Raw genomic sequence first — 23,236 nt, 5'->3', positions numbered from 1 at the left:
CCCCCCCCCCCCCCACCCCCCCCCCCCCCCCCCCCCCCCCCCGGGGGGGGGGGGGGGGGCGCCCCCCCCCCCCCCCCCCGCCACCCCGGGACGACCGACAGCCCGGACAGACGAGCGAGAGCAAGCCCATGACCCAGCAGCACACCCACCCGCACCCCCACACCCACGCGCCGCTTCCGGACCCCTCCCGCGAAGGCAGCGTCGTCCTGGAGATCGGCGGCACCCTCGGCGCCCTGATCATCCACGCCGGCCCGACGGACGACGGCTTGGAGATCGAGGTCAGCCCCACCGGTGACGACACCCTCCGCACCCACGCCGCCGTCCGGCCCCGCCACCTCGCCGACCGCACCACCTACTGCGCCGTCATCTCGCCGCTGCCCGAGGGCGACTACACGATCTGGCGCACCGCCGACAGCCCCGAGGCGGCCTGCACCGTCCGCGGCGGCCAGGTCACCGAGCACCACCGGCTCACCTGACGCAACAGGTCAGGCAACCGGAACGGGCCGTCGGCGTCGTCCGGCACGACACCGCGGCGTCGCGGGCGGGGACGGGGCTCAGGTGGGCCGTTGTCCGGCGAGGCGGTCCCCGCCCGCGAGCGGCGGTGCCGGGATCGATCTGGTGGCGCCGGGCGCCGGCGCCGCCACGCGGCCCTGGGCCGGTACCGCGCACCGAGGCGCGGCCGGTCCCAGACTCGGAGGTGGGGCTGAGTGGCGCGGAAGGGACTGGTGCGCGATGGCGGAGGAACCGGGGGTCGCGTTGGCCCTGTTTCTGGAGCAGTCGCACACCGCGGCTCCGCTGCGGGTGCCGGAGCTGGTCGACGAGGCGGCACGCCGGATGGGGATGGCGTCGGCGACCGTCTACCTGGCGGACGTGCAGGAGGACGAGCTGGTGCCCCTGCCCCGCCCGGGCGGGGCCGGCGACGGTGGCGGCGGCACGGCGCTGGCGATCGAGGGCACGGTGGCCGGGTGGGCGTACCGGACGATGTCGCTGCGGCTGTCGCACCGCCGGCCGCTGTCGGTGTGGCTGCCGCTGGTCGACGGCATCACGAGGATCGGCGTGCTGCAGGTGGTCGCCGAGCAGGTCACGCCCGCGATGCTGGACGGCGCCGTGCAGCTGGCGGCGGTGACCGCGCTGATCGTCGTGTCCAAGAGCGGGTTCAGCGACCTGTTCAGCCGAACCGCCCGCCGGCGCCCGATGACCACCGCGGCGGAGATGGTGTGGGCGTTCCTGCCGCCGCTCACGCTCGGCACCGACCGCGTCACCTCCACGGCGGTGGTGGAGCCGGCCTACGAGATCGGCGGGGACGCCTTCGATCACGGCCTGGACGACGGGCGCCTGCACATGACTGTGGTCGATGCGATGGGGCACGACCTGGCGGCGGGGCTGGCCTCCGCCGTCGCGCTGGCCGGTTGCCGCTCCACCCGCCGCGCGGGCGGGTCCCTGACCGACATCACGGCGCGGATCGACGAGGACCTGAACCGCTGGCGGCCCGGCGGCCTGCTCACCGGCGTCTTCGCCCGTCTGGACCTGGACACCGGGCGGCTGTCGTGGGTGAACGCGGGGCACCCGCCGCCGCTGCTGATCCGCGCGCACCATGTCGTGCCGGGGGCGCTGGAGGTCAGCGGCGAGCTGCCGCTCGGGCTGGGCCCGGGCTACGCGGCCACCCGCACCGTCCACGAGGCCCAGCTGGAACCCGGCGACCGGGTCCTGATCCACACCGACGGGGTCACCGAGGCCCGCTCGGCCACCGGCCGCCAGTTCGGCGAGGTCCAGCTCGTCGACTTCGTCACCCGCGCGCTGGCCGCGGGCGAGCCCGCCCCCGAGGCCCTGCGCCGCCTCATCCACGCCATCCTCGACCACCACCACGGCAGGCTCCAGGACGACGCCACCATCGTCCTGGCCGAATGGCACCCCGCGACCGGCGATGTCCCCTCGTGACGGATCCGCTCCCGGGTCACGGGCGGCCGCTGCGGGTCGCCCGTGACCTCACCGGAGAGGTGCCCGGTCTGAAGGAGCGCCGACCGCCCGGTCTCACGCCGTCGCGGTGGCCGGCACGTCGACGCCGCGCGCGGTGACCAGGCGGGCGGTGCCGTCCGCCAGGCGGTACGACAGACCCACCACCGCGGCCCGGCCCGCCTCCACCGCCTCGGAAAGCGTGCGGGAGCGGTCCAGCAGCAGGTCGACCGTGTGCTCTATGTGCGCGGCGATGAAGTCCTGGTCCTCGGTGCGTCCGGCGGCGCGGGCGGCCAACACGCTCGGTGTCACCTTCTCGATGACGTCGCGTACGTAGCCGCCGGCGGTGGCGCCGTCCTCGACGGCGGAGCGGGTGGCCGCGACCGCGCCACAGGCGTCGTGCCCGAGGACCACGACGAGGGGGCAGCCCAGCACCGCCACCCCGTACTCGATGCTGCCGAGGACCTCGGGTCCTGCGACGTGGCCCGCGGTGCGGACCACGAACAGGTCGCCCAGGCCGCGGTCGAAGATGATCTCGGCGGCGAGGCGGGAGTCGGAGCAGCCGAACAGGACGGCGAACGGGTTCTGGGCCGGTGCGGTCTCGGTGCGGCGGGCGGCGTCCTGGTTCGGGTGTTCCGGGGCCCCGGCGACGAACCGCCGGTTGCCGGCCAGCAGCATGTCGAAGGCGTCCTGGGGCGTGGGAGGCGTGGCGTCGGTCATGCCCGTCAGGTTACGGTCCGCACCGCCCGCCCGCGCAGGCGCCCCTTCAGGTCGAAACCCGGGCGGGCCCGGTCGCCGCCCCGGTCGGCAACCGGGCCCCGGTCCAGGCCCGTCACGCAGGCGGCTCCTGGTCCTCCTCCTCGTCGTCGGCCTTCGCCTCGACGTCCGGCGGGGTGGGCGCGGTGATGTTGCGCTGCTCCGCCGAGCGTTCCCGGGTCTCCTCGTCCGGCTGCGGGGTGTCGTTCTCCTGGGGTGTGCTCATCGCAGTCGTCCTTTCATCGGTCCGGGCCCGAAGGCCGGGTCGTCGGCACACCGGCCCGCCGCGGGGCCGGCGGCTCGTAGTGATGGCTGCAGTCGTCGCACTCGCGGCGAGGCAGCTGCCAGGACAAGGCTCTTACCGGTGTCCTCGGCAGGCAACCGCACGGTGAGCAGTGCGTTCGGGCCGCGGGAGTCGCGGAAGGACACCTGCCCCACCACCACATCCGGGCCGGTGACGCCGGTCCACAGCGCCCCGGTGAGCGCCCCGGCGGACCCGGGTGGACGCCGTGTGTTCGGTGCGAACGTTCTCGGCCCGGCCGATGGCGGTTCTTCGTCCCTTTCTCCTGACGGGAAGGGCTGGGGTAGCCTCCAGGGCGGCACCTGCCCGCGCCCCGTTCGCGGCGGCGCGCGCGCTCGGATACCGGACATGTGGGCCGGTGTGGTCTGGAGGCGACGTTCAATGGCTGGATCGACACCGCCCATCGCTTCACGAGGGCGCGGCACCTCCGGAACGGGTGCTGCGCAGGTCGGGGAGCCGGAACTGCGGCTGCTGCTGGCCGGACTGACGGCGGTGCGCGACGGTGACTTCGGGACCCGGCTGCCCGCGGACGCGGACGGCCTGCTGGGTGAGATCGCCGAGGTCTTCAACGGCATGGTCGACCAGCTGTCGCACTTCACCTCGGAGGTCACCCGGGTGGCCCGGGAGGTCGGCACCGAGGGCCGGCTCGGCGGCCAGGCCCGGGTGCCGGGGGTGTCGGGCACCTGGGAGGACCTGACCGACTCGGTCAACGCGATGGCGGGCAACCTGACCACCCAGGTCCGCGACATCGCCCAGGTGGCGACTGCGGTGGCCAAGGGCGATCTGTCGCAGAAGATCACCGTGGATGCGCGCGGGGAGATCCTGGAGCTGAAGAACACCGTCAACACGATGGTCGACCAGCTCTCCTCCTTCGCCGGCGAGGTCACCCGGGTGGCCCGCGAGGTCGGCACCGAAGGGCGGCTCGGCGGTCAGGCCGACGTGAAGGGCGTTTCGGGCACCTGGCGCGACCTGACCGACTCGGTGAACTTCATGGCCGGCAACCTGACCGGCCAGGTCCGCAACATCGCCCAGGTGGCGACTGCGGTGGCCAAGGGCGATCTGTCGCAGAAGATCACCGTGGATGCGCGCGGGGAGATCCTGGAGCTGAAGAACACCGTCAACACGATGGTCGACCAGCTCTCCTCCTTCGCCGGTGAGGTCACCCGGGTGGCCCGCGAGGTCGGCACCGAGGGCCGCCTCGGCGGTCAGGCCGACGTGCGCGACGTCTCGGGCACCTGGCGCGACCTGACCGAGTCCGTCAACGTCATGGCGGACAACCTCACCGCGCAGGTCCGGGCCATCGCCTCGGTGACCACCGCCGTCGCGCAGGGCGACCTCACCCAGAAGATCCGGGTCGACGCCCGCGGGGAGATCCAGGAGCTCAAGGAGACCATCAACACGATGGTCGACCAGTTGGGGGCGTTCGCCGACGAGGTCACCCGGGTGGCCCGTGAGGTCGGCACCGAGGGCAACCTGGGTGGCCAGGCGACGGTGCGGGGCGTCTCGGGCACCTGGAAGGACCTGACGGACAACGTCAACGTCATGGCGTCCAACCTGACCGGCCAGGTCCGCTCCATCGCCCAGGTGGCGACCGCGGTGGCCAAGGGCGACCTGTCCCAGAAGATCACCGTGGAGGCCAAGGGCGAGGTCGCGGCGCTCGCCGGGGTGATCAACACCATGGTCGACACGCTGTCCGCCTTCGCGGACGAGGTCACCCGGGTGGCCCGTGAGGTCGGCACGGAGGGAACGCTCGGCGGGCAGGCCCGGGTGCCCAACGTCGCGGGGACGTGGAAGGACCTCACCGAGAACGTCAACTTCATGGCGCACAACCTGACCAGCCAGGTCCGCAACATCGCCCAGGTGACGACGGCGGTCGCCAAGGGAGACCTCACCCGCAAGATCGACGTCGACGCCCGCGGCGAGATCCTGGAGCTGAAGACCACGATCAACACGATGGTCGACCAGCTGTCCTCCTTCGCCGCAGAGGTCACGCGTGTCGCCCGGGAGGTCGGCAGCGAAGGGCGCCTGGGCGGCCAGGCCGAGGTCGAGGGCGTCTCCGGCACGTGGAAGCGCCTGACCGAGAACGTCAACGAACTGGCCGGCAACCTGACCCGCCAGGTCCGGGCGATCGCCGAGGTCACCAGTGCCGTGGCGGCGGGAGACCTCACCCGGTCGATCACCGTCGACGCCTCCGGCGAAGTCGCCGACCTCAAGGACAACATCAACTTCATGGTGGAGTCGCTGCGCGAGACCACCCGGGCGGGCAAGGACCAGGACTGGCTCAAGACGAACCTGGCCCGTTTCTCCGCGCTCATGCAGGGCAGGCGCGACCTGGCGGCCGTCGCCGAGTCGATCATGGACGAGCTCACCCCGCTGGTCGGCTCGCAGTGCGGCGCCTTCTATCTCACCGAGGAGGACGGAGAAGCGAAGGCCGTGCTCCGCCTCGTCGCCTCCTTCGCCTTCCCGGACGGCGACCGGCCCACCCGCTTCGGCCTCGGCGAGTCCTTCGTCGGCCAGGCGGCCCGCAGCCGGCGGACCATCGCCGTCGAGGGCCTGCCGGCCGGGTACCTGGCCGCGTCCTCCGGCCTCGGCCGCACGGAGGAGCTGTTCCTGGTGGTGCTGCCCATCGTCGTGGAGGACACCGTCCTCGGGGTGATCGAGCTGGCGTCGGTACGCCCCTTCACCGCGGTGCACCGGGACTTCCTCGACCAGCTGATGGAGACCATCGGCGTCAACCTCAACACCATCATCGCCAACGCCCGCACCGACGAGCTGCTGGGGGAGTCGCAGCGCCTGACCGGCGAGCTCCAGGCCCGCTCGGCGGAACTGCAGGCCCGTCAGGAGGAGCTGCAGGCCTCCAACGCCGAGCTCGAGGAGAAGGCGGAACTCCTCGCCGCGCAGAACCGCGACATCGAGACCAAGAACCTGGAGATCGAGCAGGCCCGCCAGGAACTGGAGGACCGTGCCCACCAGCTGTCGCTGGCCTCCAAGTACAAGTCGGAGTTCCTGGCCAACATGAGCCACGAACTGCGCACCCCGCTCAACAGCCTGCTGATCCTGGCCCAGCTGCTCGCCCAGAACCCCACCCGCAACCTGAATGCCAAGCAGGTCGAGTACGCGGGCATCATCCACTCGGCCGGCTCCGACCTGCTCCAGCTCATCAACGACATCCTCGACCTGTCGAAGGTCGAGGCCGGCAAGATGGACCTGACCATCGAGACGGTCCCCCTGCGCACGCTCCTCGACTACGTGGAGGCCACGTTCCGGCCGATGACCACGCAGAAGAGCCTCGCCTTCACCGTACGGACCGGGGACGGTGTGCCCGGCGAACTGGTCACCGACGACACCCGGCTGCGCCAGGTGCTGCGCAACCTGCTCTCCAACGCCCTGAAGTTCACCGAGAAGGGCCGGGTCGAGCTGCGCATCGAACGCGCCGAGGACGAGGAGGTTCCGGACACGGTGCGCCAGGACGGGCCGGTCCTGGCCCTGCGGGTCACCGACACGGGCATCGGGATCGCCCCCCAGCACCTGGAGACCGTCTTCGGGGCTTTCCAGCAGGCGGACGGAACCACCAGCCGCCGCTACGGTGGCACCGGCCTGGGCCTGTCGATCAGCCGCGAGATCGCCCACCTGCTGGGCGGGGCGATCACCGCCCGCAGCGCCCTGGGGCAGGGCAGCACCTTCACCTTCTACCTGCCGGTGCGCCAACCCGATGCCGACACCGCGCTCCCGCAGCCCGCCGCGGCGGTGCAGGCAGCCGGCCCCGATGGCCCGGAGCGGCAGCAGTCGCCCCTCGGCCGGGCCGGTGCGAAGGCCGGCGGCCCGGTCCTGCCCCGGCGCCTGCTCGTCGTCGAAAGCCGCCCCAACGGCCTGCTGTCACTCGTCGCGCAGAGCGCGGTGGCCGACGTGACCCGCTATGCCGAGGCCGAGACCGGACGGGAGGTGGACATCGTCACCGCGGTCGGCGCCCAGGAAGTGGCCGCGACGCTGGCCACCGGCCACTGCCACTGCGTCGTCCTGGAACTCGACCTTCCGAACGACGCGGCCGCCGGCCTCCTCGCCGACATGGGCCGCGATCCCGCCCTGAACGGCGTGCCGGTCCTGGCACACACCAGCCGGGGCCTCGCCGCCGACGAGGAGGCGACGGCCCTCGGCGACGGGACCCGCCCGATCGAGTTCATCTCCAGCCTCGACGAGCTGCGCGAACGCATCGCGCTCCACATGAGCGCCGACCGCCCCGGCGACGTCACGCCCCTGCGCGCGGCGGGCGTCCAGCGGTCCTGGCAGGCCCCCGACGCGGACGGCATCCTGGCCGGGCGGACCGCCCTCGTCGTGGACGACGACGACCGCAACCTCTACGCGATCACCGGCATCCTCGAACTGCACGGCATGCGCGTCCTGCAGGCCGAGAACGGCCGCACGGCCCTCGACGTGCTGGCCCAGCACCCGGACCTCGACGTGATTCTGATGGACGTGATGATGCCGGAGATGGACGGCTACACCGCCACCGCGGCCATCCGCTCGCGGCCCGAGCACGCGAGTCTGCCGATCATCGCCGTCACCGCCAAGGCCATGATCGGCGACCGGGAGAAGAGCCTGGCCTCCGGCGCGAGCGACTACATCACCAAGCCGGTCGACGCCGGAGAACTGATCAACCGGATCAAGACCCAGCTCGCGTCCTGAGCACGCCCCCGCAGGACACCAAGGAGCCGAAGCCGTGCACCATCAGCAGGAACAGCAACCCGTGAACAGTCCCGGGGCAACGCCGCCCGGCCCTGGAGGAGCCCGGGTGGGAGCCCAGCGGGAAGCCCCCCAGGCGCTCTCCGCGGGCCACCCGGCCGAGCGTGACGCCCTCGCGATCGGCCGGCTCGCCTCGACGGTGGAGGGGCTGCGGCGCGAGCTCCAGCAGGCGCAGGCCGACAGTGCGGGGCGGGCTCTGATCGAGATGGCCGTCGGGGTACTGGTCGAACGCCTTCGGTGCGGGCCCAGCGAGGCCGCGGCCCAACTCGACGACCTGGCCGCCAAGGCAGGCACCTCCCCACTCGAGCTGGCCGCCGACCTGGTCAACCAGGCGTCCACCGACCGGATCTCCGCCCTGGCGGGCGACTTCGTCGCCGCGTCCGGCAAGCCGGCGGCAGCGGCCCTGCGGCTGCGCCGCACCCAGGCGGACACCCTGTCGCGCAGTGACGCCCACTCCGTGGCGCAGTCGATGCTCGAGCACGCCCTGCGTCCCCTGGGCGCCACCGCCGTCGCCATCTGGGCGGCCCATCCGGACCAGTCCCTCTCGCTCGCGGGCGGGGCGGGTTTCAGCGAGGCCGAGACCCACCGCTGGCGCTACGTACCGCCCGGTGTGCCCACTCCCGCACGGCAGGCGCTCGACCGGCGCGAGGCGGTCGGCCACGCGGCGATCGCCGACGCCGGCCTTCCCTCGATCGGCAGCCTGGAGGCGCCCGGCGGGCGGCTGGCCGTGCCCACCGGCAGCGGGGGCAGGCTCATCGGCGCGCTCGAGATCTGCTGGCCCGGCCCGCTTCCGGAACGGACCCAGTCCCTGCACCGGCAGTTCGAGGCCCTTGCGGAGCTGGCCGCCGCCACCCTGGAGACGTGGGACGCCGACGCGCAGGGCCCCTTCGGCCCCACCGACTCGGCCTTCGAGGAACTGCGACAGCTCACCGACGGCCTGCTCGACCCTTGCCTGATCCTGAGCCTGACACCAGGCAGCGACGAAGGCCCCCTCCAGTTCTCGATCGACCACGTCAACCCGGCTTTCGTCGACTTCGCCGGCCGGCCCCGCAACGCGATCGCCGGAGCACGGCTGCTGGAGGCCTACCCGCTCGCGGCGGAGCCCGGCGGGCTCCTCGGCGCGGTGGAGCACACCTTCGCGACCGGTGAGCCCTTCAGGACCGGGAGCATGCGGCTCTCCGCCCACGTGGACGGGGTCCCCCTCAGTACGCACGCCCAGGTGGCGATCAGCCGCCACGGCCGGCGCCTGGCCGTGGTCTGGCGGCTCGACGACGGTGCCCCCCGGGTGGCCCGCCTGCTCCACCACGCCCAACGCCTCGGACGGATCGGCGGCTTCGAGGAGAACCTGACGACCGGCCAGATCGCCTGGAACGAAACCCTGTTCGACCTGCACGGCCTCCCGCCGACCGCCCGCCCGATCGCACTGAGCCAACTCGCCGACCACGTGCACCCCGACGACCGCCAGGCCATCGAACGCTTCCTGCGCACCCTGCTCCACCACCGGCGCCCCGCCTCCGGCGCGTTCCGTCTGCAACGCCCCGACGGGGTCGCCCGCCACATCCGAGTGGTCGCCGAACCCGTGGTCGGCTCCGACACGCAGCCGGACATGGTGCGCGGTGCCTACCAGGACGTCTCCGCCCAGCACTGGACCGAGGTCGCCCTCGCGGCCACCCGCGACCAACTCGCCCAGAGCGAGCAGCAGGCCGCCGAACGCGCCCGCCTGGCCCTCCAGCTCCAGCACGCCATCATGCCGCCCAGCCGCGGGCCGCTCGACCTCTCCGGCCTCCAGGCCGCGGTCCGCTACCGCCCGGCCGAGAAGGACCACCTCATCGGCGGCGACTGGTACGACGCCCTCACCCTTCCCACCGGCGAGATCCTGCTGTGCGTCGGTGACGTCGCCGGCCACGGCATCGAGGCCGCCACCGGCATGGTCGCCCTGCGCAACGCCCTGCGCGGCCTGGCCGCCACCGGTGCCGGCCCCGCCCAGCTGCTGACCTGGCTCAACAGCGTCACCCACCACCTCACCGACAGCGTCACCGCCACCGCCGTCTGCGCCCTCTACCAGCCCGGGACGCGGCGGCTGCGCTGGGCCCGGGCCGGCCACCTGCCGCCGGTCCTGCTGCGCGGAGGCCGCGCGGAGATGCTCCCGCAGCTCGGCGGGGTCCTCCTGGGCGCCGTCGACCAGGCCGACTACGAGGAAGGCGAAACGCACCTGCGCCCCGGAGACACCCTCGTGATGTACACCGACGGCCTGATCGAACGCCGCGACGACTCCCTCCAGGCCTGCCTCGACAGCCTCCTCGCCCTGTCCGAGGGGGCGACCGGCGAACAGGGCCCCCTCGGACTCGAAGCCCACCTGGACCACCTGCTGCGCTTCAGCGACGCCGACACCGACGACGACACCTGCCTGGTCGGCATCCGCGTGCACTAGGAGCGCCCGCCTGCGGCCCGGCCGCCGGCCTTCACGAAACCTTCACCCTGCGCGGGGGCATCGGTGGGTTGATCGGGGGTAGCCGGGCAACGACCTATCCAGATCGGCGAAAGGACCCCCATGGCGGCGACCCGTGATGCACGTCCCCGGCTCCTCGACCCGACGGACCCGGGCCTGCCGCCTGCGCGTCCGGCCGACGCACTCGTGCCGGAGCTGGCCGGGGTCGACGACCCGGCCCGGGTCGCACCCGCCGACGCACGCGAGATGACCCGCGTCCTGCTGCGCCGACTGGCCTCGCTGGAGGAGGGCACCAGGGAGTACTCCTACGTGCGGTCGACCCTGGTCGAGGTGAACCTGTCCCTGGTCCGGTACGTGCTCCGCCGCTTCGACACGCGCCGGGAGTCCCAGGAGGACCTGCTGCAGGTCGGGGCGGTCGGCCTGATCAAGGCGATCGACCGTTTCGACCTCGACCACGGCGTGGAGTTCACCACCTTCGCGATACCGACCATCCTCGGCGAGATCCGGCGCCACTTCCGTGACACCGCCTGGGCCGTCCACGTCCCCCGGCGGCTGCAGGAACTGCGCCTCACGCTGGCCAAGGCCCAGGACGATCTGTCGCAGCGGCTGGACCGCGCGCCCACCGTCACCGAACTCGCCGAGCACCTCGGCCTGCCGGCCGAGGAGATCGTGGAGGGCCTCACCGCCGCCAACGGCCATACCGCCGGATCGCTCGACCTCGGCGGCGACACGGGTGACGAGACCGCCTCGCCGCTGGCCGACCGGATCACCCACGACGACGGATCCTTCGAGCTGGTCGAGAACCTGGTCGCGCTCAAGCCCTTGATCGCAGCGCTTCCCGAGCGGGACCGGCTGATCCTCTCCATGCGCTTCATCGAGGACATGACGCAGTCCCAGATCGGCGAGCGGCTGGGTCTGTCCCAGATGCACGTCTCCCGGCTGCTCAGCCGGACCTTGCGGCAACTGCGCGAAGGGCTGACGCAGACCTGAGGCCCCGTGCCGGGCGCACTCATCACCGAACGTGCCGAGCGGCCGGTCGGTTTGGCGGGGGGACGGGTGTTTCGTACAGTCAGTGGGCACTTCAGTGGAGGGGACGATGACGATGGTGGCCGAGCGCGAACCGGACAGCCCGGTGCCAACCCCCCTGCCCGAGGCGGGACTCGCCGTGGAGATCCGCCAGGAAGGCGAGCGCGCGTGGGTGTGCGCCCTGGCGGGGGACCTCGACGTGGAGACGCTCCAGCCCGCCGCCCAGGCTCTTCGGACGCTGCTCGAACGGCGTCCGAGCAAGGTCGTGGTCGACCTGCGCGGCGTCGGCTTCTGCGACTCCTCCGGCCTCAACCTGCTGCTGAAGTCGCGGCGGGAGGCCGCTGCCGCCGTGGTCGACTTCCGTCTGGCCGCGGCGCCGGCCACCGTCATGCGCGTCCTGGAACTGACGGGTGCGCAGGCCGTATTCTCACTGCACTCCTCCGTCCGCGAGGCCCTAGCCGCACCGCTGTCGTAGAAGCCGGTCACCGGTCACGCCCGCGGTCGAGCCCCGCATGGCCGGCCCGGATGCCGGAAGCCGACCGGCCGAAGGCTCCGTCGACCCGAAGGGACCCCCGCGCATGACGTCCAGCCGGGCCGCTGTGGGCAGCGGCGGGCTGCCGCCCACCGGCCAGCGTCGAAGGCTGCCCCTGGCCGGCCTGCCCAAGCCCGTAGCCCGTGCCAGGGCGCTCACCTCCCAGGCCCTCGCCGACTGGTACGGCCTCGCGGACGGCCCCCAGGGCGAGCCCGGCATCGCCGGAGACGTTGTTCTTCTCGTCGCCGAACTCGTCTCGAACGCCCTCCTGCACGGCGGTGGACCGGTGGAACTCGTCCTGGACGCCACCGCGGACCGGCTGCGCATCGAGGTCAGCGACCGCACCAGCACCCTGCCCACTCCGCATCGCCCCCACCACCCGGCGCTTCCCGGCGGGCACGGGCTGTACATCGTGGAGCGGGCCGCCGACCGCTGGGGCGCGCAGCCGCAGCCGACGGGCAAGACGATCTGGGCCGAGGTCGAAGCGAAGCGCCTGCGCACCGGGAGCTGAGCCGCGCCCGCCCCGCACCTTCCGCAGGCCGGGTCCGCGCCTCGGCGGTCATGCGGCCGATGGCCGATGTCAAGGAACCGTAAGGTCCGCGGAGCGCGGTCGCGGGCCGGGCCGGTCCTAAGCTGTGGGGGACATTTCCGGCGAAGGGGCCATGGCATGACGACGAGTCAGCAGTCGAACGGGATCGCCCGGGCGGAGATCGGGGTGATCGGCGGTTCCGGTCTCTACGCGCTGCTCGACGAGGTGACCGAGGTCCGGGTCGGCACGCCCTACGGGGCACCCAGCGACTCGGTCTTCCTCGGCGAGATCGCCGGGCGCACGGTGGCCTTCCTGCCCCGGCACGGCCGCGACCACCGGCTGCCGCCGCACCGGATCAACTACCGGGCCAACCTGTGGGCGCTGCACTCGCTCGGGGTGCGCCAGGTGGTCGGTCCGTGTGCGGTCGGCGGGCTGCGGCCCGAGTTCGGGCCCGGCACGCTGGTGGTGCCCGACCAGTTCGTGGACCGCACCTCCGGCCGGGTCCAGACCTTCTACGACGGCCTGCCGCTGCCGGACGGGACGGAGCCGGAGGTCGTCCACGTGCCGATGGCGGATCCGTACTGTCCGGCCGGCCGCTCCGCCGCGCTGGCCGCCGCCCGCGCCCAGGCCTGGGAGCCGGTGGACGGCGGGACGCTGGTGGTGATCGAGGGCCCGCGGTTCTCCACCCGGGCCGAGTCGCGCTGGTACACCGACAACGGCTGGTCGGTGGTCGGCATGACCGGCCACCCGGAGGCCGTGCTCGCCCGCGAACTCGGCCTCTGCTACACCTCGCTGGCCCTGGTCACCGACCTGGACGCCGGGGTGGAGGAGGGCGAGGGGGTCACCCACCAGGAGGTGCTGGAGGTCTTCGCGCGCAACGTCGACCGGCTGCGCGGCGTGCTCTTCAAGGCCGTCGAGGCGCTGCCCGCCACCCGCGACTGCCTCTGCTCGCACGCCCTGGACGGCCTCCACACCGGCCTGCCGGGCGTTCCCGGACCCTCCTGACGCCCGGTCGGGCCCGGCCGTCAGGGCTTCCCCGGCCGCGCCCGCCTGGCGCGCCGCCGGCGCAGCAGCAGCCAGGCGACCGTCAGCACGGCGATGGCGGCCAGCGTCAGCAGCCAGTTCCGCAGGTACGGCAGCGGCAGCAGGCTCGGGTTCCCGTGGTCCTGGTGCTCCCGCAGGACCACGGGAAGCGCGACCGCCGTCACCGCCGCCATCAGCACCAGCCCGACCCGGACCGGCGGGTTGCGCACCAGCGCGGCCCCGGCCAGGCAGACGAGCGGCAACCACAGCCCGTCGTGGAGGACCACCGCGCCCGCCGCCCACCAGAGCACGTCCGCCGGGTCGGTGATGTACGGATCGCGCAGCATCCCCTGCAGCCCGAAGCCGATCAGCGCCAACCCGGCCACGGCCGTCGCCACCCGCGCCGCGGTGCGCACCCGCGCCGCGGTCGGCGTCCCGCGCCCGGGCATCAGATGACCTCCAGCCGGGAGACCCACTTGGTCTGCAGCACACCGGGCCGGTTGGGCGCGATGATCCGCGCCGGGTAGCCGTGGTCCGGGGGCAGCACCTCGCCGTTGACCCGCAGCGCGAGCAGCGTCAGCGGATCGCGGGCGTAGGAGGCGGACATCTCGCTCACCGCGTACGGGCCGGCCGCCTCGAAGGAGGTGACCCGCACCCGGGCGGAGGCCGGCGCCCCCGCCCGGTCCAGCAGGTCGCGCAGCCGCACCCCGCTCCAGCGGGCGCCGGCGCTCCAGCCCTCCACACAGGCGATCGGCAGTTCCGACTCGCTCTGCTCCATCGCCGTCAGCTCGGCCAGCGAGAGCTGGTAGGGCCTGGGCCCGGTGACGGTCAGCCGCCAGCCGGGCGGCGGGGTGGTCGCCCCCGCCTGGGCGGCGGTGCGGTTGATCGGCAGGCCCTGCGGGCCCACGTCGGGGCGCCGCGGCGCGAACAGGGTCAGCGGCCGCAGCCAGCGGACGGTCTGGCCGGCCGTGGTCACCGTGACCAGGCCGACCGCGGCGCCGACCGTGCCGAGGAAGGCCCGCCGCTGGGCCGACCCCGGCCGCACCCGCCGCCAGTGCGCCCCGATCAGCGGGGCCTTGGCGCTGACGTGCAGCAGCAGCCCGCCGGTGGCCAGCCAGCCCAGCCAGAAGTGCGTCTGGCGGAACGGGAACGGCCACGGGTACCACTGCACGTTGTTGAGCAGCCCGGTGAACAGCTCCAGCAGCATCGCCGCCACCAGCAGCGCGATGCCCAGCCGCTCCAGCGCGTGCGCCACGCTGCGGGCGGGCGGCCACTCGAACAGCTTCGGGTAGACCGTCCACAGCTTCGCGCCGAGCAGCGGGATCGCGGCGATCCCGCTGATCACGTGCAGGCCCTGGGTGACCCGGTAGCCGGCGACCGGCCGGCTGGGCAGGTGGTCGCGCAGCCAGTCGGGCGGCTGCTGCAGCACGTGGCTGAGCAGGCCGGTCACGAAGCAGGTGAGCAGCGCCGCGCCGAGCAGGCGGCCGATCACCACGGCGGTGCGCGGCTCGTGCAGCGCGGACCGGAAGGTGCCCTCCCGCAGCGGCCCGACGCGCAGGGCGTCCGGCGGGGGCGGCAGCGGGATGTCGAAGGGGCTGCGGTGAGAAGTGTCGTCTCGCACCTCTCCATGAGAGCGCGCGGCGACCGCGAAACGGGGCAGCGACGTCCTTACGGAAAACGAACGTCCCACGGTCGCTGCGGGGCGCGAGCGCGGCCGGGTGACAGGGTGGGCGGATGCCGAACCGTCAGCTGATGGCCGCTCTGCTCGCCCTCGCCGCCCTGGTCACCGCCTCGGCGGCGACCGTCGCGGTGGGCGGCACGCTGGCCCACCGCGGTCCGCTGGACCGCTGGTACGCCCTGGACGCCGCCCTGTTCGCGGTCAGCCTGCTCCTGCTGCGCCGGGTGCCGCGCCATCAGGTCGCCGCACTGGTGCTGGCCGGCAGCGCCGCCGTCGCCGCGGTGGGCCTGCTGGCGCCGCCACGCACCAGCGACGACGCCTACCGGTACGTCTGGGACGGCCGGGTGCAGGCGGCCGGCCTCTCGCCCTACGCCTACCCGCCGCAGGCGCCCGAGCTGGCCCGGCTGCGGGAGCCCGGGCTCTTCCCGGTGACCGGCGGCTGCACGGGCTGGGACGAGCGGCGCACGGCGGACGGCGCCTGCACCCGGATCAACCGGCCCGCCGTGCACACCATCTACCCGCCGGTGGCGGAGGCCTGGTTCCTCGCCCTGCACCCGTTCGGCGGCGGGGTGCGGGCGGTGCAGGCCGCCGGCGCGCTGCTGGCGGTCGCCACCACCGGGGCGCTGCTGCTGGTCGGCGGCGCCGAGCGGTGGCGGGCGGCACTCTGGGGCTGGTGCCCCGGCCTCACCGTGTGGTCGGTCAACGACGCGCACATCGACACCCTCGGCGCCCTGCTGATGGTGGCGGGGCTCGGCTGCCTGGCCCGGCGGCCCGGGCGGCCCGGGCCGAGGGAGCGGCGGCGGGCCTGGACGGGCGGTGCGCTGCTCGGCGGCGCCGTCGCGACCAAGCTGCTGCCGGTGCTGGCGCTGCCCGGTGCGCTCTCCGGCGTGCTGGCCCGCCGGCCCACCCGGCGCGACCTGCTGGCGCCCGTGGCGGCGCTCGGCGTCTTCGCGCTCTCCTACCTGCCCTACCTGGCGGTCTCGGGGCGCGGGGTGCTCGGCTACCTGCCGGGCTACCTCCGGGAGGAGGGCTACGAGGCGGACGGCATCCAGCGGTTCGGCCTGCTGCGGCTGGTGCTGCCCGACCGCCTGGTGCCGGCGGCCGCCGTGCTGGTGCTGGGCGCGGTGCTGCTCGGGGTGCTGCGATTCGGCGATCCGGGGCGTCCGTGGCGCGGGGCGCTGCTGGTGACCGGGTCGGCGCTGCTGCTGGTCGAGCCGGACTACCCCTGGTACGGCCTGCTCGTGGTGGCCCTGGTGGCGCTCGACGGACGCTGGGAGTGGCTGGCGGTGCCGGCCGCCGGCCAGGCCCTCTACCTGGCCGGCGGCGCGCTTCAGGTGCAGCAGGCCGCCTACGGGGCGGCGCTGGCCTGCGTGCTCGCCGGCGCGCTGCTGCGGTGGCGGCGCGCCGGTGCGGCGGTCACCGCCCGCGGCGCCGTGGCCGGCCACTGACCCCCGGTCAGATCCGGTGCGGGCCGGCCGTCTTCCGCAGCGCGACGAACCGGCGGCCCAGCGCCGTCCAGCGGTCCGCCTCGGCCAGCCCGGACCGGCGGGCGTGCCGGACCGCGGCGTCGGCGCCCAGCCGGGCCCAGGCGAACTCCGGCCCGCACCGCCCGTCCGGCCCCTCGACCCGGACCAGCACCCGCTCGTCCAGCTCGCCGGCCTCCACCTCCACCAGCAGCAGTCCGCCCGGGGCGAGCAGTTCGGCGCAGCGCCGCAGCAGCGCGGCCGGATCCCCGCCGATCCCCAGGTTCCCGTCGGCCAGCAGCGCAGCGCCCCATCGGCCCTCGGCGGGCAGCCGGTCGAAGACCGAGCGGCAGATCGCCACCCCGCCCAGGCCGCGGGTGCGCTCCACCGCGGCGCCGGTGAGGTCCACACCCAGGGCGGGCACGCCGAGCGCGAGCAGCGCGGTCACCAGGCGCCCGGGGCCGCAGCCCAGGTCCAGCACCGGCTCGGCCAGCCCGGCGCAGCGCCGCAGCAGCCCGTGGTCCGCCCCGGCGGCGGGCCCGCACCAGCGCTCGATGTCCAACGGGATCCGGCCGCCGTCCGCCCGGCGCAGCCAGAGCGGCCCGCGCCCGCTGACCACGGCGTCGACGAACGGGTCGTCGACCCAGGCCGCCGTCAGCGTCACTGCGTCGCCTCCGGGGCGAGGTCGAGCGAGCGCAGCCGGCCGGCGAACCGGGTGCCCGGCGCCGCGGCCGCGACCAGACGGGCGTCGGCCGGACCGTCCACATCGGTGAGTTCGGGAAGCCGGCCGACCGTGAGCCCGGCCGCGGCGAGGCGGTCGAGCAGTGCCGCGCCGGTGCCGGGAACGGACATCGGCAGGCCCGCCAGGAGCTGCTCGGCCAGCCGGGCGGTGGGCCGGGCCAGACCCAGGGCCCAGAAGCCGCCGTCGGTCGCCGGCCCGTACCAGGCGTCGAACCCGGTCCGGGCCGCGGGGGAGAGCGGTTCGGCCAGCATCGGCGCGGTCAGCTGCGGGGTGTCCATGCCGACCAGCAGCGCCGGCGCGCCGGGCGCGCAGGCGGCGGCATGCGCGAACGCGGCCGCCAGGCGCCGGTCCAGTCCGCCGCCGACCTGCGGCACGACCTGCCAGCCGGGTGGCAGCCAGCGGCCGGGCCGGCCGGCCAGGACCAGCAGGCGCCGCCCGGCCGGCACGGTGCCGAGGGTGTGCAGGGTGTCGGCGAGCGCCGCCTCGGCCAGTGCGGCGGCCTGCTCGGGCGTGCAGGGCGGGGTCAGCCGGGTCTTCACCCGCCCCGGCAGCGGCTCCTTGGCGATCACCAGCAGGGTCGGCGGCGGAGCGGCCAGGACGGCCCGCATGTCCCGCACCGCCTGCCGGGTGCCGCGCAGGGTGCCGGTCACCTTGGAACGGCCGGCCCGGGGCAGGTAGTCGACGGAGGTCTCGGCGATCCGCATGCCCGCCGCCGAGGCGGACAGCACCATTTCCAGCGGGTAGCCCGACCGCCGGTCGCCCAGCCCCAGCGCGAGCAGGCGCTCGCGGCGCGCCGCCCGCATCGGGCCGAGGTCGTGCAGCGGTGCCCCGGTCCGGGCGCGCAGCCGGCGGGCCAGCACGGCGTTGGCCAGCCGCGCGTGGGCGGGCCAGGCCCGCGCGGTGACGGGCCGTCGGCGGGCCAGCACCAGGTCGGCCGAACCGTCGGCCACCGGGCCGGTGACGCGCGGCAGTTGCGCCGGGTCCAGGGAGCCGTCGCAGTCCAGGAAGCAGACCAGCTCGGCGGTGGCCGCGAGCAGGCCGGCGTGGCAGGCGGCGCCGAACCCGCGCCGGGACTCCTCGACCACGGTGGCGCCCAGGGAGCGGGCCAGCTCGGCGGATCCGTCGCTCGAGCCGTTGTCCACGACGATCGCCCGCCAGCCGGCCGGGATCCGCTCCAGCACCCAGGGCAGCGCGGCGGCCTCGTCGAGGCAGGGCAGCACGACATCGACGGACTCTGAGGAAGATGAGGTCACAGCGACCACGCTAAGGTCGCCGACGCCGCGACCGGCCGCAACGACGCCTTACGAAAGTACGACGTCACGGCGGCGGCCGGCCCGTTCGACCACCTGTACGGCGAGGGGATCTGACGCCGGGTCAGCAGCGCAGCGCGGCGAGCGCGAACTCGGCCATCCCCGCCTCGAACGGCACCCGCGGCCGCCAGCCCAGCTCCGCTCGCAGCCGGCCGGAGTCCGCGGTGATGTGCCGGACGTCGCCCAGCCGGTACTCGCCCGTCACCACCGGCTCCGGACCGCCGTAGCCCGCGGCGAGGGCCGACGCCATCTCACCGACCGTGCGGACGCTGCCGCTGCCGACGTTGTACACCCGGCTGCTGCCCGGGGCCCGGGCCCCCACCGCGGCCAGCGCCGCCAGGTTCGCCGAGGCGACGTCCGCCACGTGGACGAAGTCCCGCCGCTGGCGGCCGTCCTCGAACACCCGCGGCGCCTCACCGCGGGCCAGCGCGGACCGGAAGAGCGAGGCCACCCCGGCGTACGGGGTGTTGCGCGGCATCCCCGGCCCGTACACGTTGTGGTAGCGCAGGGTCAGCACCTTGCCCTGGCAGGCCCGGGCCCAGGCCGAGGCCAGCTGCTCCTGGGCCAGCTTCGTCACCGCGTAGACGTTGCGCGGGTCGCCGGGCGCCTCCTCGTCCACCAGGCCCGGCAGCAGCTCGCCGCCACAGCAGGGGCAGGGCGGCTCGAACCGCCCGGCGTCCAGATCGGCCGGCCGGCGCGGCCCGGGGGCGACCGGGCCATGCTCCGGACACCGGTACCGGCCCTCGCCGTAGACCACCATCGAACCGGCCAGCACCAGCTGCCGCACCCCTTGGCGGGCCATCGCCGCGAGCAGCACCGAGGTGCCCAGGTCGTTGCAGCCCACGTACTGCGGCGCGTCGTCCAGGTCCAGCCCCAGGCCGACCATCGCGGCCTGGTGGCAGACCGCGTCCACCCCGGCCAGCACCCGCTCCACCACCCCGGCGTCCCGCACGTCGCCGTGCACCAGCTCACACCCCTCGGGCAGGTCCGGCGCCCGCCCCGAGGGGTGCACCGCCGGCAGCAGCGCGTCCAGCACCCGCACCCCGTGCCCGGCCGCCACCAACTCGCGCACCACGGCCGACCCGATGAACCCGGCACCGCCGGTGACCAGAATCTCCATCCCGCGACGCTACCGCCGACCACCGCGCTCACCCGGGCGATCCGACGCGGCGTCAGCCTTCGGTAATCCTTCCGGACCGCCCGACCGGGCCGCCGGTGTTCCCGGTGCGGCTCAGGCGCCCGCCCTCCGCAGTGCCTCGACGAGCAGCCCGGCGCCCTCGCGGGCCTCGGTGGCGGTCAGGCTGAGCGGCGGGGCGATCCGCAGCGCGTCGCCGCGCCGGCCGCCCTTGCCGATCAGCAGGCCCAGCGCCCGGGCGTGTTCCAGGGTGTCGGTGGCGGTCTGGGCGTCCCGCAGGCCGAGGCCGAGCATCAGTCCGCGGCCGCGCAGCTCCACCGTCGGGCCGACGCCCGCCGCCAGCTCCTCGCGCAGCACCGCGCCGACCCGCTTGGCGTTGCCCTGGAGGTCGTGCTCCAGCAGGTGGCGCAGGTTGGCCAGGGCGGCCACGCAGGTGATCGGGCTGCCGCCGAAGGTGGAGATCGAGTTGGCGCTCAGGCAGTCCATCACCTCGGGCCGGGCCACCACGCCGCCCATCGACATGCCGTTGGCGATGCCCTTGGCGAAGGTCAGAACGTCCGGCGGACCGGCCTGGCCGTGCGCCTGCCAGCCCCAGAAGTGGTCGCCGGTGCGGCCCCAGCCGGTCTGCACCTCGTCGCTGATCCAGAGCACCCCGTGCCGGTCCAACACCTCCTTGAACGCCGCCAGCAGCCCGTCCGGCCCGCTGGTGAAGCCGCCGACGCCCTGGATCGGCTCGGCGATCAGCGCGGCCACCGTGCCCTCGGCCTGGCCGAGCAGGTCCTCCAGGTCGGCCACGCAGGCGGCGGTGAACTGCTCGTCGGTGAGCCGGGCGAACGGGCCGCCGGCCCGCACCCCGCCGTGCACGTAGAGGGTCTGCAGCGGGGAGAGCGCGGTCGGCGACCAGGCGGAGTTGCCGGTCACGCCGATGGTGGCGAAGGACCGGCCGTGGTAGCTGTTGCGCAGCGCCAGCACCTGGTTGGAGCGCCGGTAGGTGGTGGCGAGCATCAGCGCCAGCTCGTTGGCCTCGGTGCCGGAGGTGGTGAAGAAGACCTTTGCGTCCGGGATGCCGGAGAGGCCGGCGATCTGCTCGGCCAGCTCCACCATCGGGGTGGAGAGGTAGAGGGTGGAGGTGTGCAGGATGCGGCCGGCCTGCTCGGCCACCGCCTTGGCCACCTCGGGCAGGGCGTGCGCGGTCATCGTGGTGAGGATGCCGCCGAAGAAGTCCAGGTAGCGGTTGCCCGCGCTGTCGTAGACGTGCCGACCCTCGCCGTGGGTCAGCTCGATCGGGTCGCGGTAGTAGGTGGCCAGCCAGGCGGGCAGCACCTCGCGGTGGCGGGCGCGCAGCGCCGCGGCGTCGGGGAAGGGCTGACGGTCGGTCATCTGATGCCTCCTCGGAACCGGGTGTTCGGGGGTCAGGCCTCGGTGAGCGGGCCGTAGGCCTCGGGGCGGCGGTCGCGGTAGAACGCCCACTGCTGCCGCACCTGCTCGATCAGCCCCAGGTCCAGGTCGCGGACCAGCAGCTCCTCCGCCTTGTCCGAGGCGGGCTCGCCGACCAGCTGCCCGCGCGGGTCGACGAAGTAGGAGGTGCCGTAGAAGTCGTTGTCGCCGTACTCCTCGGTGCCGACCCGGTTGATCGCGGCGACGAAGTACTCGTTGGCCACCGCGGCGGCCGGCTGCTCCAGCTGCCAGAGGTAGGCGGAGAGGCCGCGGCTGGTGGCGGAGGGGTTGTAGACGATCTGCGCGCCGGCCAGGCCGAGCGCCCGCCAGCCCTCCGGGAAGTGCCGGTCGTAGCAGATGTAGACGCCGACCTTGCCGACCGCGGTGTCGAAGACCGGCCAGCCCAGGTTGCCGGGCTTGAAGTAGTACTTCTCCCAGAAGCCCTTGACCTGCGGGATGTGGTGCTTGCGGTACTTGCCGAGGTAGCTGCCGTCGGCGTCGATCACCGCGGCGGTGTTGTAGTAGACCCCGCTCTGCTCCACCTCGTAGACCGGGACGACCATCACCAGGCCCAGCTCGCGGGCGAGCGCGGACATCCGCCGCACGGTCGGGCCGTCCGGCACCGGCTCGGCCCAGCGGTAGTGCTCGGGGTCCTGCACCTGGCAGAAGTACGGGGAGTTGAAGACCTCCTGGAAGCCGATGATCCCGGCCCCCTGGGCGGCGGCCTCCCGGGCGTACCGCTCGTGGAGGTCGATCATCGAGGTCTGGTCGCCGGTCCAGCGGGTCTGGACCAAGGCGGCTCGGACGATCTGCGACTGCGACATGGGCACCGCTCCTCGCCGGAATGGTTGGCAGGTGTCTCGATTGCTCCCCGCGCGGCGGGCCACCGAACCCCGACAGTGTGTCAGCCGAAAGCCCGCTGACGGCGGAAGCGATGACACTCCGCCGCTCGCGTGGCGGCGCCGGGTGAGCAAGGGGGCTCACGCGGACGAGGCGGCGGAGGTGCTCAGCCGGGTGCCGTGAGGCCTCAGCGGGTGGTGCCGCGGTGGCGGGCGGTCGGCCGCCGCTCCCCGGGGTCGGGCGTTTCCGTCCCGGAGGCGTCCGACCCCGGCACGTCCGATCCCGGCACGTCCGATCCGGGCACGTCCGACCCCGGCCCGTCCGGCCCCGGTCCGTCGGGGTTCGCCGCGCCCTCGCAGGCGGCCGGCATCGCGGGGTGGCGCCCGATCACCACCACGCCCGCCACCATCGCCAGCAGCCCCAGCACCTCCCAGGTCAGCGCGGCGGGGGTGACCTCCAGCCGGTCGCCGAGGAACCCCACCGCGCAGACGATCCCGGCCAGCGGCTGGGCGGCGGTCAGCGCGGGCAGCGACATCCGCAGCGGCGCCGCCTCGAAGGCGCTCTGCACCAGCAGCAGCCCCACCGCGCCCAGCCCGATCACGGCGTACGGCTCCCAGTGGTGCAGGGTGGCGGCCACGCCCTCGTGGTCGATCAGGATCTCCGAGGCCCGGGTCAGCGCGTCCTGCAGCCCGTAGAGCAGGCCCGCGGCCAGCGCCAGCAGGGTGGCCTCCTCGAACAGCGGCAGCCGCTTGGCCATCGACACCAGCAGCAGCGCCAGGCCCGCCACGATCCCGAAGACCAGCCAGTGCCGTAGCTCCGAGGCGACCGCCCCGCCGCCCTGCGGGTTCCCGGCCAGGATGAAGGCGGTCACCCCGGCCCCCAGCAGCAGCACCCCGCCCCAGCCCGAGCGGCCCAGCCGCTGCCGCGAGATCAGGCTGGCCAGCGCCATCGCGAAGACCAGGTTGCTGGTCAGCAGCGGCTCGACCAGCGACACCTCGCCGTGGTCCAGGGCCAGCGCGCTGAGCACCAGGCCGACCACCATCACCAGCAGGCCGACCACCCACTCCGGCATCCGGCACAGGTCCAGCAGCAGCCGCCAGCGCAGCAGATCGGCACCGGGCGCGCGCTGCGCCGCGTGCTGCTGCAGGACGAAGCCGAGGCCGAGGCAGCATGCCGCGCCGACCGCCAGCAGGAAGACCGCCACTCGGAATCACCCAGGTAGGTCGTGTGTGGGCCCGCCGCACCCCCTTGGTCCGGGCCGGAACTTGGCGGCCAGCGTACCTCCGGTTCGGGGACAGCGGAGCGCCTCCGCGGCAGGTCGC

The 23,236-nt window shown here is 74.4% G+C and carries 19 protein-coding genes and 1 pseudogene; 9 read left to right on the top strand and 11 right to left on the bottom strand.

From position 1 onward, the window contains the following. The first annotated feature begins 128 nt into the window (after positions 1–128). Complete coding sequence (locus tag ACFYNO_RS12135) at positions 129–476, top strand: hypothetical protein (RefSeq protein WP_388009527.1); 348 nt, start codon at positions 129–131, stop codon at positions 474–476. A 256-nt stretch (positions 477–732) separates the two neighbouring features. Continuing rightward, positions 733–1,938, top strand: a complete 1,206-nt coding sequence (locus tag ACFYNO_RS12130; protein ID WP_388009524.1) for a PP2C family protein-serine/threonine phosphatase — start codon at positions 733–735, stop codon at positions 1,936–1,938. Positions 1,939–2,031: 93 nt separating this feature from the next. Here the strand turns inward: ACFYNO_RS12130 and ACFYNO_RS12125 are convergent, their stop codons facing one another. Both ACFYNO_RS12125 and ACFYNO_RS12120 read right to left on the bottom strand, forming a co-directional pair. Next, entirely contained in the window at positions 2,032–2,673 is a 642-nt protein-coding gene (locus tag ACFYNO_RS12125; RefSeq protein ID WP_388009521.1) for a carbonic anhydrase, read from the bottom strand. Between the two features lie 112 nt (positions 2,674–2,785). Beyond that, complete coding sequence (locus tag ACFYNO_RS12120) at positions 2,786–2,935, bottom strand: hypothetical protein (protein ID WP_388009518.1); 150 nt, start codon at positions 2,933–2,935, stop codon at positions 2,786–2,788. Positions 2,936–3,391: 456 nt separating this feature from the next. On the opposite strand from ACFYNO_RS12120, the gene ACFYNO_RS12115 reads away from it, so the two are divergent. The 6 genes from ACFYNO_RS12115 (at position 3,392) to ACFYNO_RS12090 (ending at position 13,291) form a co-directional block, all read left to right on the top strand. Then, positions 3,392–7,693, top strand: a complete 4,302-nt coding sequence (locus tag ACFYNO_RS12115; protein WP_388009515.1) for a HAMP domain-containing protein — start codon at positions 3,392–3,394, stop codon at positions 7,691–7,693. A 106-nt stretch (positions 7,694–7,799) separates the two neighbouring features. Further along, on the top strand, positions 7,800–10,181 hold the full coding sequence (locus ACFYNO_RS12110) for a SpoIIE family protein phosphatase (protein ID WP_388009512.1): 2,382 nt from the start codon (positions 7,800–7,802) through the stop codon (positions 10,179–10,181). Positions 10,182–10,301: 120 nt separating this feature from the next. Then, complete coding sequence (locus tag ACFYNO_RS12105; protein WP_388009509.1) at positions 10,302–11,189, top strand: RNA polymerase sigma factor SigF; 888 nt, start codon at positions 10,302–10,304, stop codon at positions 11,187–11,189. A gap of 106 nt (positions 11,190–11,295) precedes the next feature. Next, on the top strand, positions 11,296–11,700 hold the full coding sequence (locus tag ACFYNO_RS12100) for an STAS domain-containing protein (RefSeq protein ID WP_388009506.1): 405 nt from the start codon (positions 11,296–11,298) through the stop codon (positions 11,698–11,700). A gap of 103 nt (positions 11,701–11,803) precedes the next feature. Next, positions 11,804–12,268, top strand: coding sequence for an ATP-binding protein (locus ACFYNO_RS12095; RefSeq protein ID WP_388009503.1), 465 nt, complete (start codon positions 11,804–11,806; stop codon positions 12,266–12,268). Between the two features lie 156 nt (positions 12,269–12,424). Then, on the top strand, positions 12,425–13,291 hold the full coding sequence (locus ACFYNO_RS12090; RefSeq protein WP_388009500.1) for an S-methyl-5'-thioadenosine phosphorylase: 867 nt from the start codon (positions 12,425–12,427) through the stop codon (positions 13,289–13,291). Positions 13,292–13,311: 20 nt separating this feature from the next. Here ACFYNO_RS12090 and ACFYNO_RS12085 read toward each other — a convergent pair whose 3' ends face one another. Then, on the bottom strand, positions 13,312–13,758 hold the full coding sequence (locus ACFYNO_RS12085; RefSeq protein ID WP_388009497.1) for a hypothetical protein: 447 nt from the start codon (positions 13,756–13,758) through the stop codon (positions 13,312–13,314). Further along, positions 13,758–14,867 carry a molybdopterin-dependent oxidoreductase gene (locus ACFYNO_RS12080; protein ID WP_388009967.1) on the bottom strand — a complete coding sequence of 370 codons (1,110 nt, stop codon included), beginning with the start codon at positions 14,865–14,867 and terminating at the stop codon, positions 13,758–13,760. The genes ACFYNO_RS12085 and ACFYNO_RS12080 overlap by 1 nt, the downstream gene beginning before the upstream one ends. A gap of 176 nt (positions 14,868–15,043) precedes the next feature. On the opposite strand from ACFYNO_RS12080, the gene ACFYNO_RS12075 reads away from it, so the two are divergent. After that, entirely contained in the window at positions 15,044–16,435 is a 1,392-nt protein-coding gene (locus tag ACFYNO_RS12075; protein WP_388009494.1) for a hypothetical protein, read from the top strand. Between the two features lie 7 nt (positions 16,436–16,442). On the opposite strand, the gene ACFYNO_RS12070 is transcribed toward ACFYNO_RS12075, so the two are convergent. The 7 genes and pseudogenes from ACFYNO_RS12070 to ACFYNO_RS12040 all read right to left on the bottom strand — a co-directional run bounded on the left by ACFYNO_RS12070 (position 16,443) and on the right by ACFYNO_RS12040 (position 23,118). Beyond that, positions 16,443–17,114: a methyltransferase domain-containing protein gene (locus ACFYNO_RS12070; protein WP_388009491.1), complete on the bottom strand. Its 672-nt coding sequence runs from the start codon at positions 17,112–17,114 to the stop codon at positions 16,443–16,445. Next, positions 17,111–17,800: a DUF2064 domain-containing protein gene (locus tag ACFYNO_RS12065; protein ID WP_388009964.1), complete on the bottom strand. Its 690-nt coding sequence runs from the start codon at positions 17,798–17,800 to the stop codon at positions 17,111–17,113. Before ACFYNO_RS12065 ends, ACFYNO_RS12070 begins: the two co-directional genes overlap by 4 nt. Continuing rightward, positions 17,774–18,454 (bottom strand): annotated as a pseudogene (locus ACFYNO_RS12060) (glycosyltransferase family 2 protein); the annotation flags it as partial. The gene ACFYNO_RS12065 and the pseudogene ACFYNO_RS12060, both read right to left, overlap by 27 nt. 112 nt (positions 18,455–18,566) lie before the next feature. Continuing rightward, positions 18,567–19,622 (bottom strand): NAD-dependent epimerase/dehydratase family protein, encoded by a 1,056-nt coding sequence (locus ACFYNO_RS12055; RefSeq protein ID WP_388009488.1) that lies wholly within the window; start codon positions 19,620–19,622, stop codon positions 18,567–18,569. 111 nt (positions 19,623–19,733) lie between these two features. Continuing rightward, positions 19,734–21,017 (bottom strand): aspartate aminotransferase family protein, encoded by a 1,284-nt coding sequence (locus tag ACFYNO_RS12050; RefSeq protein ID WP_388009485.1) that lies wholly within the window; start codon positions 21,015–21,017, stop codon positions 19,734–19,736. A 32-nt stretch (positions 21,018–21,049) separates the two neighbouring features. Continuing rightward, on the bottom strand, positions 21,050–21,898 hold the full coding sequence (locus tag ACFYNO_RS12045; RefSeq protein WP_388009482.1) for a nitrilase-related carbon-nitrogen hydrolase: 849 nt from the start codon (positions 21,896–21,898) through the stop codon (positions 21,050–21,052). Positions 21,899–22,101: 203 nt separating this feature from the next. Beyond that, a complete protein-coding gene (locus ACFYNO_RS12040; protein WP_388009479.1) occupies positions 22,102–23,118 on the bottom strand; it encodes a DMT family transporter in 1,017 nt (338 codons plus the stop codon). Between the last annotated feature and the right edge of the window lie 118 nt (positions 23,119–23,236).

It is taken from the genome of Kitasatospora sp. NPDC006697, from assembly GCF_042869935.1.
Taxonomy (GTDB): Bacteria; Actinomycetota; Actinomycetes; order Streptomycetales; family Streptomycetaceae; genus Kitasatospora.
Note: the sequence above shows the minus strand (reverse complement) of the source record. Positions and strands in the feature narration are given on the sequence as shown.

Bases quoted from the DNA above. Each gene is read 5' to 3' on its own strand.
- ACFYNO_RS12065 (WP_388009964.1), bottom strand. From the start codon at position 17,800: ATGCGGGCCGTCCTGGCCGCTCCGCCGCCGACCCTGCTGGTGATCGCC.
- ACFYNO_RS12095 (WP_388009503.1), top strand. From the start codon at position 11,804: ATGACGTCCAGCCGGGCCGCTGTGGGCAGCGGCGGGCTGCCGCCCACC.
- ACFYNO_RS12100 (WP_388009506.1), top strand. From the start codon at position 11,296: ATGACGATGGTGGCCGAGCGCGAACCGGACAGCCCGGTGCCAACCCCC.
- ACFYNO_RS12105 (WP_388009509.1), top strand. From the start codon at position 10,302: ATGGCGGCGACCCGTGATGCACGTCCCCGGCTCCTCGACCCGACGGAC.
- ACFYNO_RS12075 (WP_388009494.1), top strand. From the start codon at position 15,044: ATGCCGAACCGTCAGCTGATGGCCGCTCTGCTCGCCCTCGCCGCCCTG.
- ACFYNO_RS12085 (WP_388009497.1), bottom strand. From the start codon at position 13,758: ATGCCCGGGCGCGGGACGCCGACCGCGGCGCGGGTGCGCACCGCGGCG.
- ACFYNO_RS12135 (WP_388009527.1), top strand. From the start codon at position 129: ATGACCCAGCAGCACACCCACCCGCACCCCCACACCCACGCGCCGCTT.
- ACFYNO_RS12115 (WP_388009515.1), top strand. From the start codon at position 3,392: ATGGCTGGATCGACACCGCCCATCGCTTCACGAGGGCGCGGCACCTCC.
- ACFYNO_RS12090 (WP_388009500.1), top strand. From the start codon at position 12,425: ATGACGACGAGTCAGCAGTCGAACGGGATCGCCCGGGCGGAGATCGGG.
- ACFYNO_RS12055 (WP_388009488.1), bottom strand. From the start codon at position 19,622: ATGGAGATTCTGGTCACCGGCGGTGCCGGGTTCATCGGGTCGGCCGTG.
- ACFYNO_RS12050 (WP_388009485.1), bottom strand. From the start codon at position 21,017: ATGACCGACCGTCAGCCCTTCCCCGACGCCGCGGCGCTGCGCGCCCGC.
- ACFYNO_RS12045 (WP_388009482.1), bottom strand. From the start codon at position 21,898: ATGTCGCAGTCGCAGATCGTCCGAGCCGCCTTGGTCCAGACCCGCTGG.
- ACFYNO_RS12120 (WP_388009518.1), bottom strand. From the start codon at position 2,935: ATGAGCACACCCCAGGAGAACGACACCCCGCAGCCGGACGAGGAGACC.
- ACFYNO_RS12130 (WP_388009524.1), top strand. From the start codon at position 733: ATGGCGGAGGAACCGGGGGTCGCGTTGGCCCTGTTTCTGGAGCAGTCG.
- ACFYNO_RS12125 (WP_388009521.1), bottom strand. From the start codon at position 2,673: ATGACCGACGCCACGCCTCCCACGCCCCAGGACGCCTTCGACATGCTG.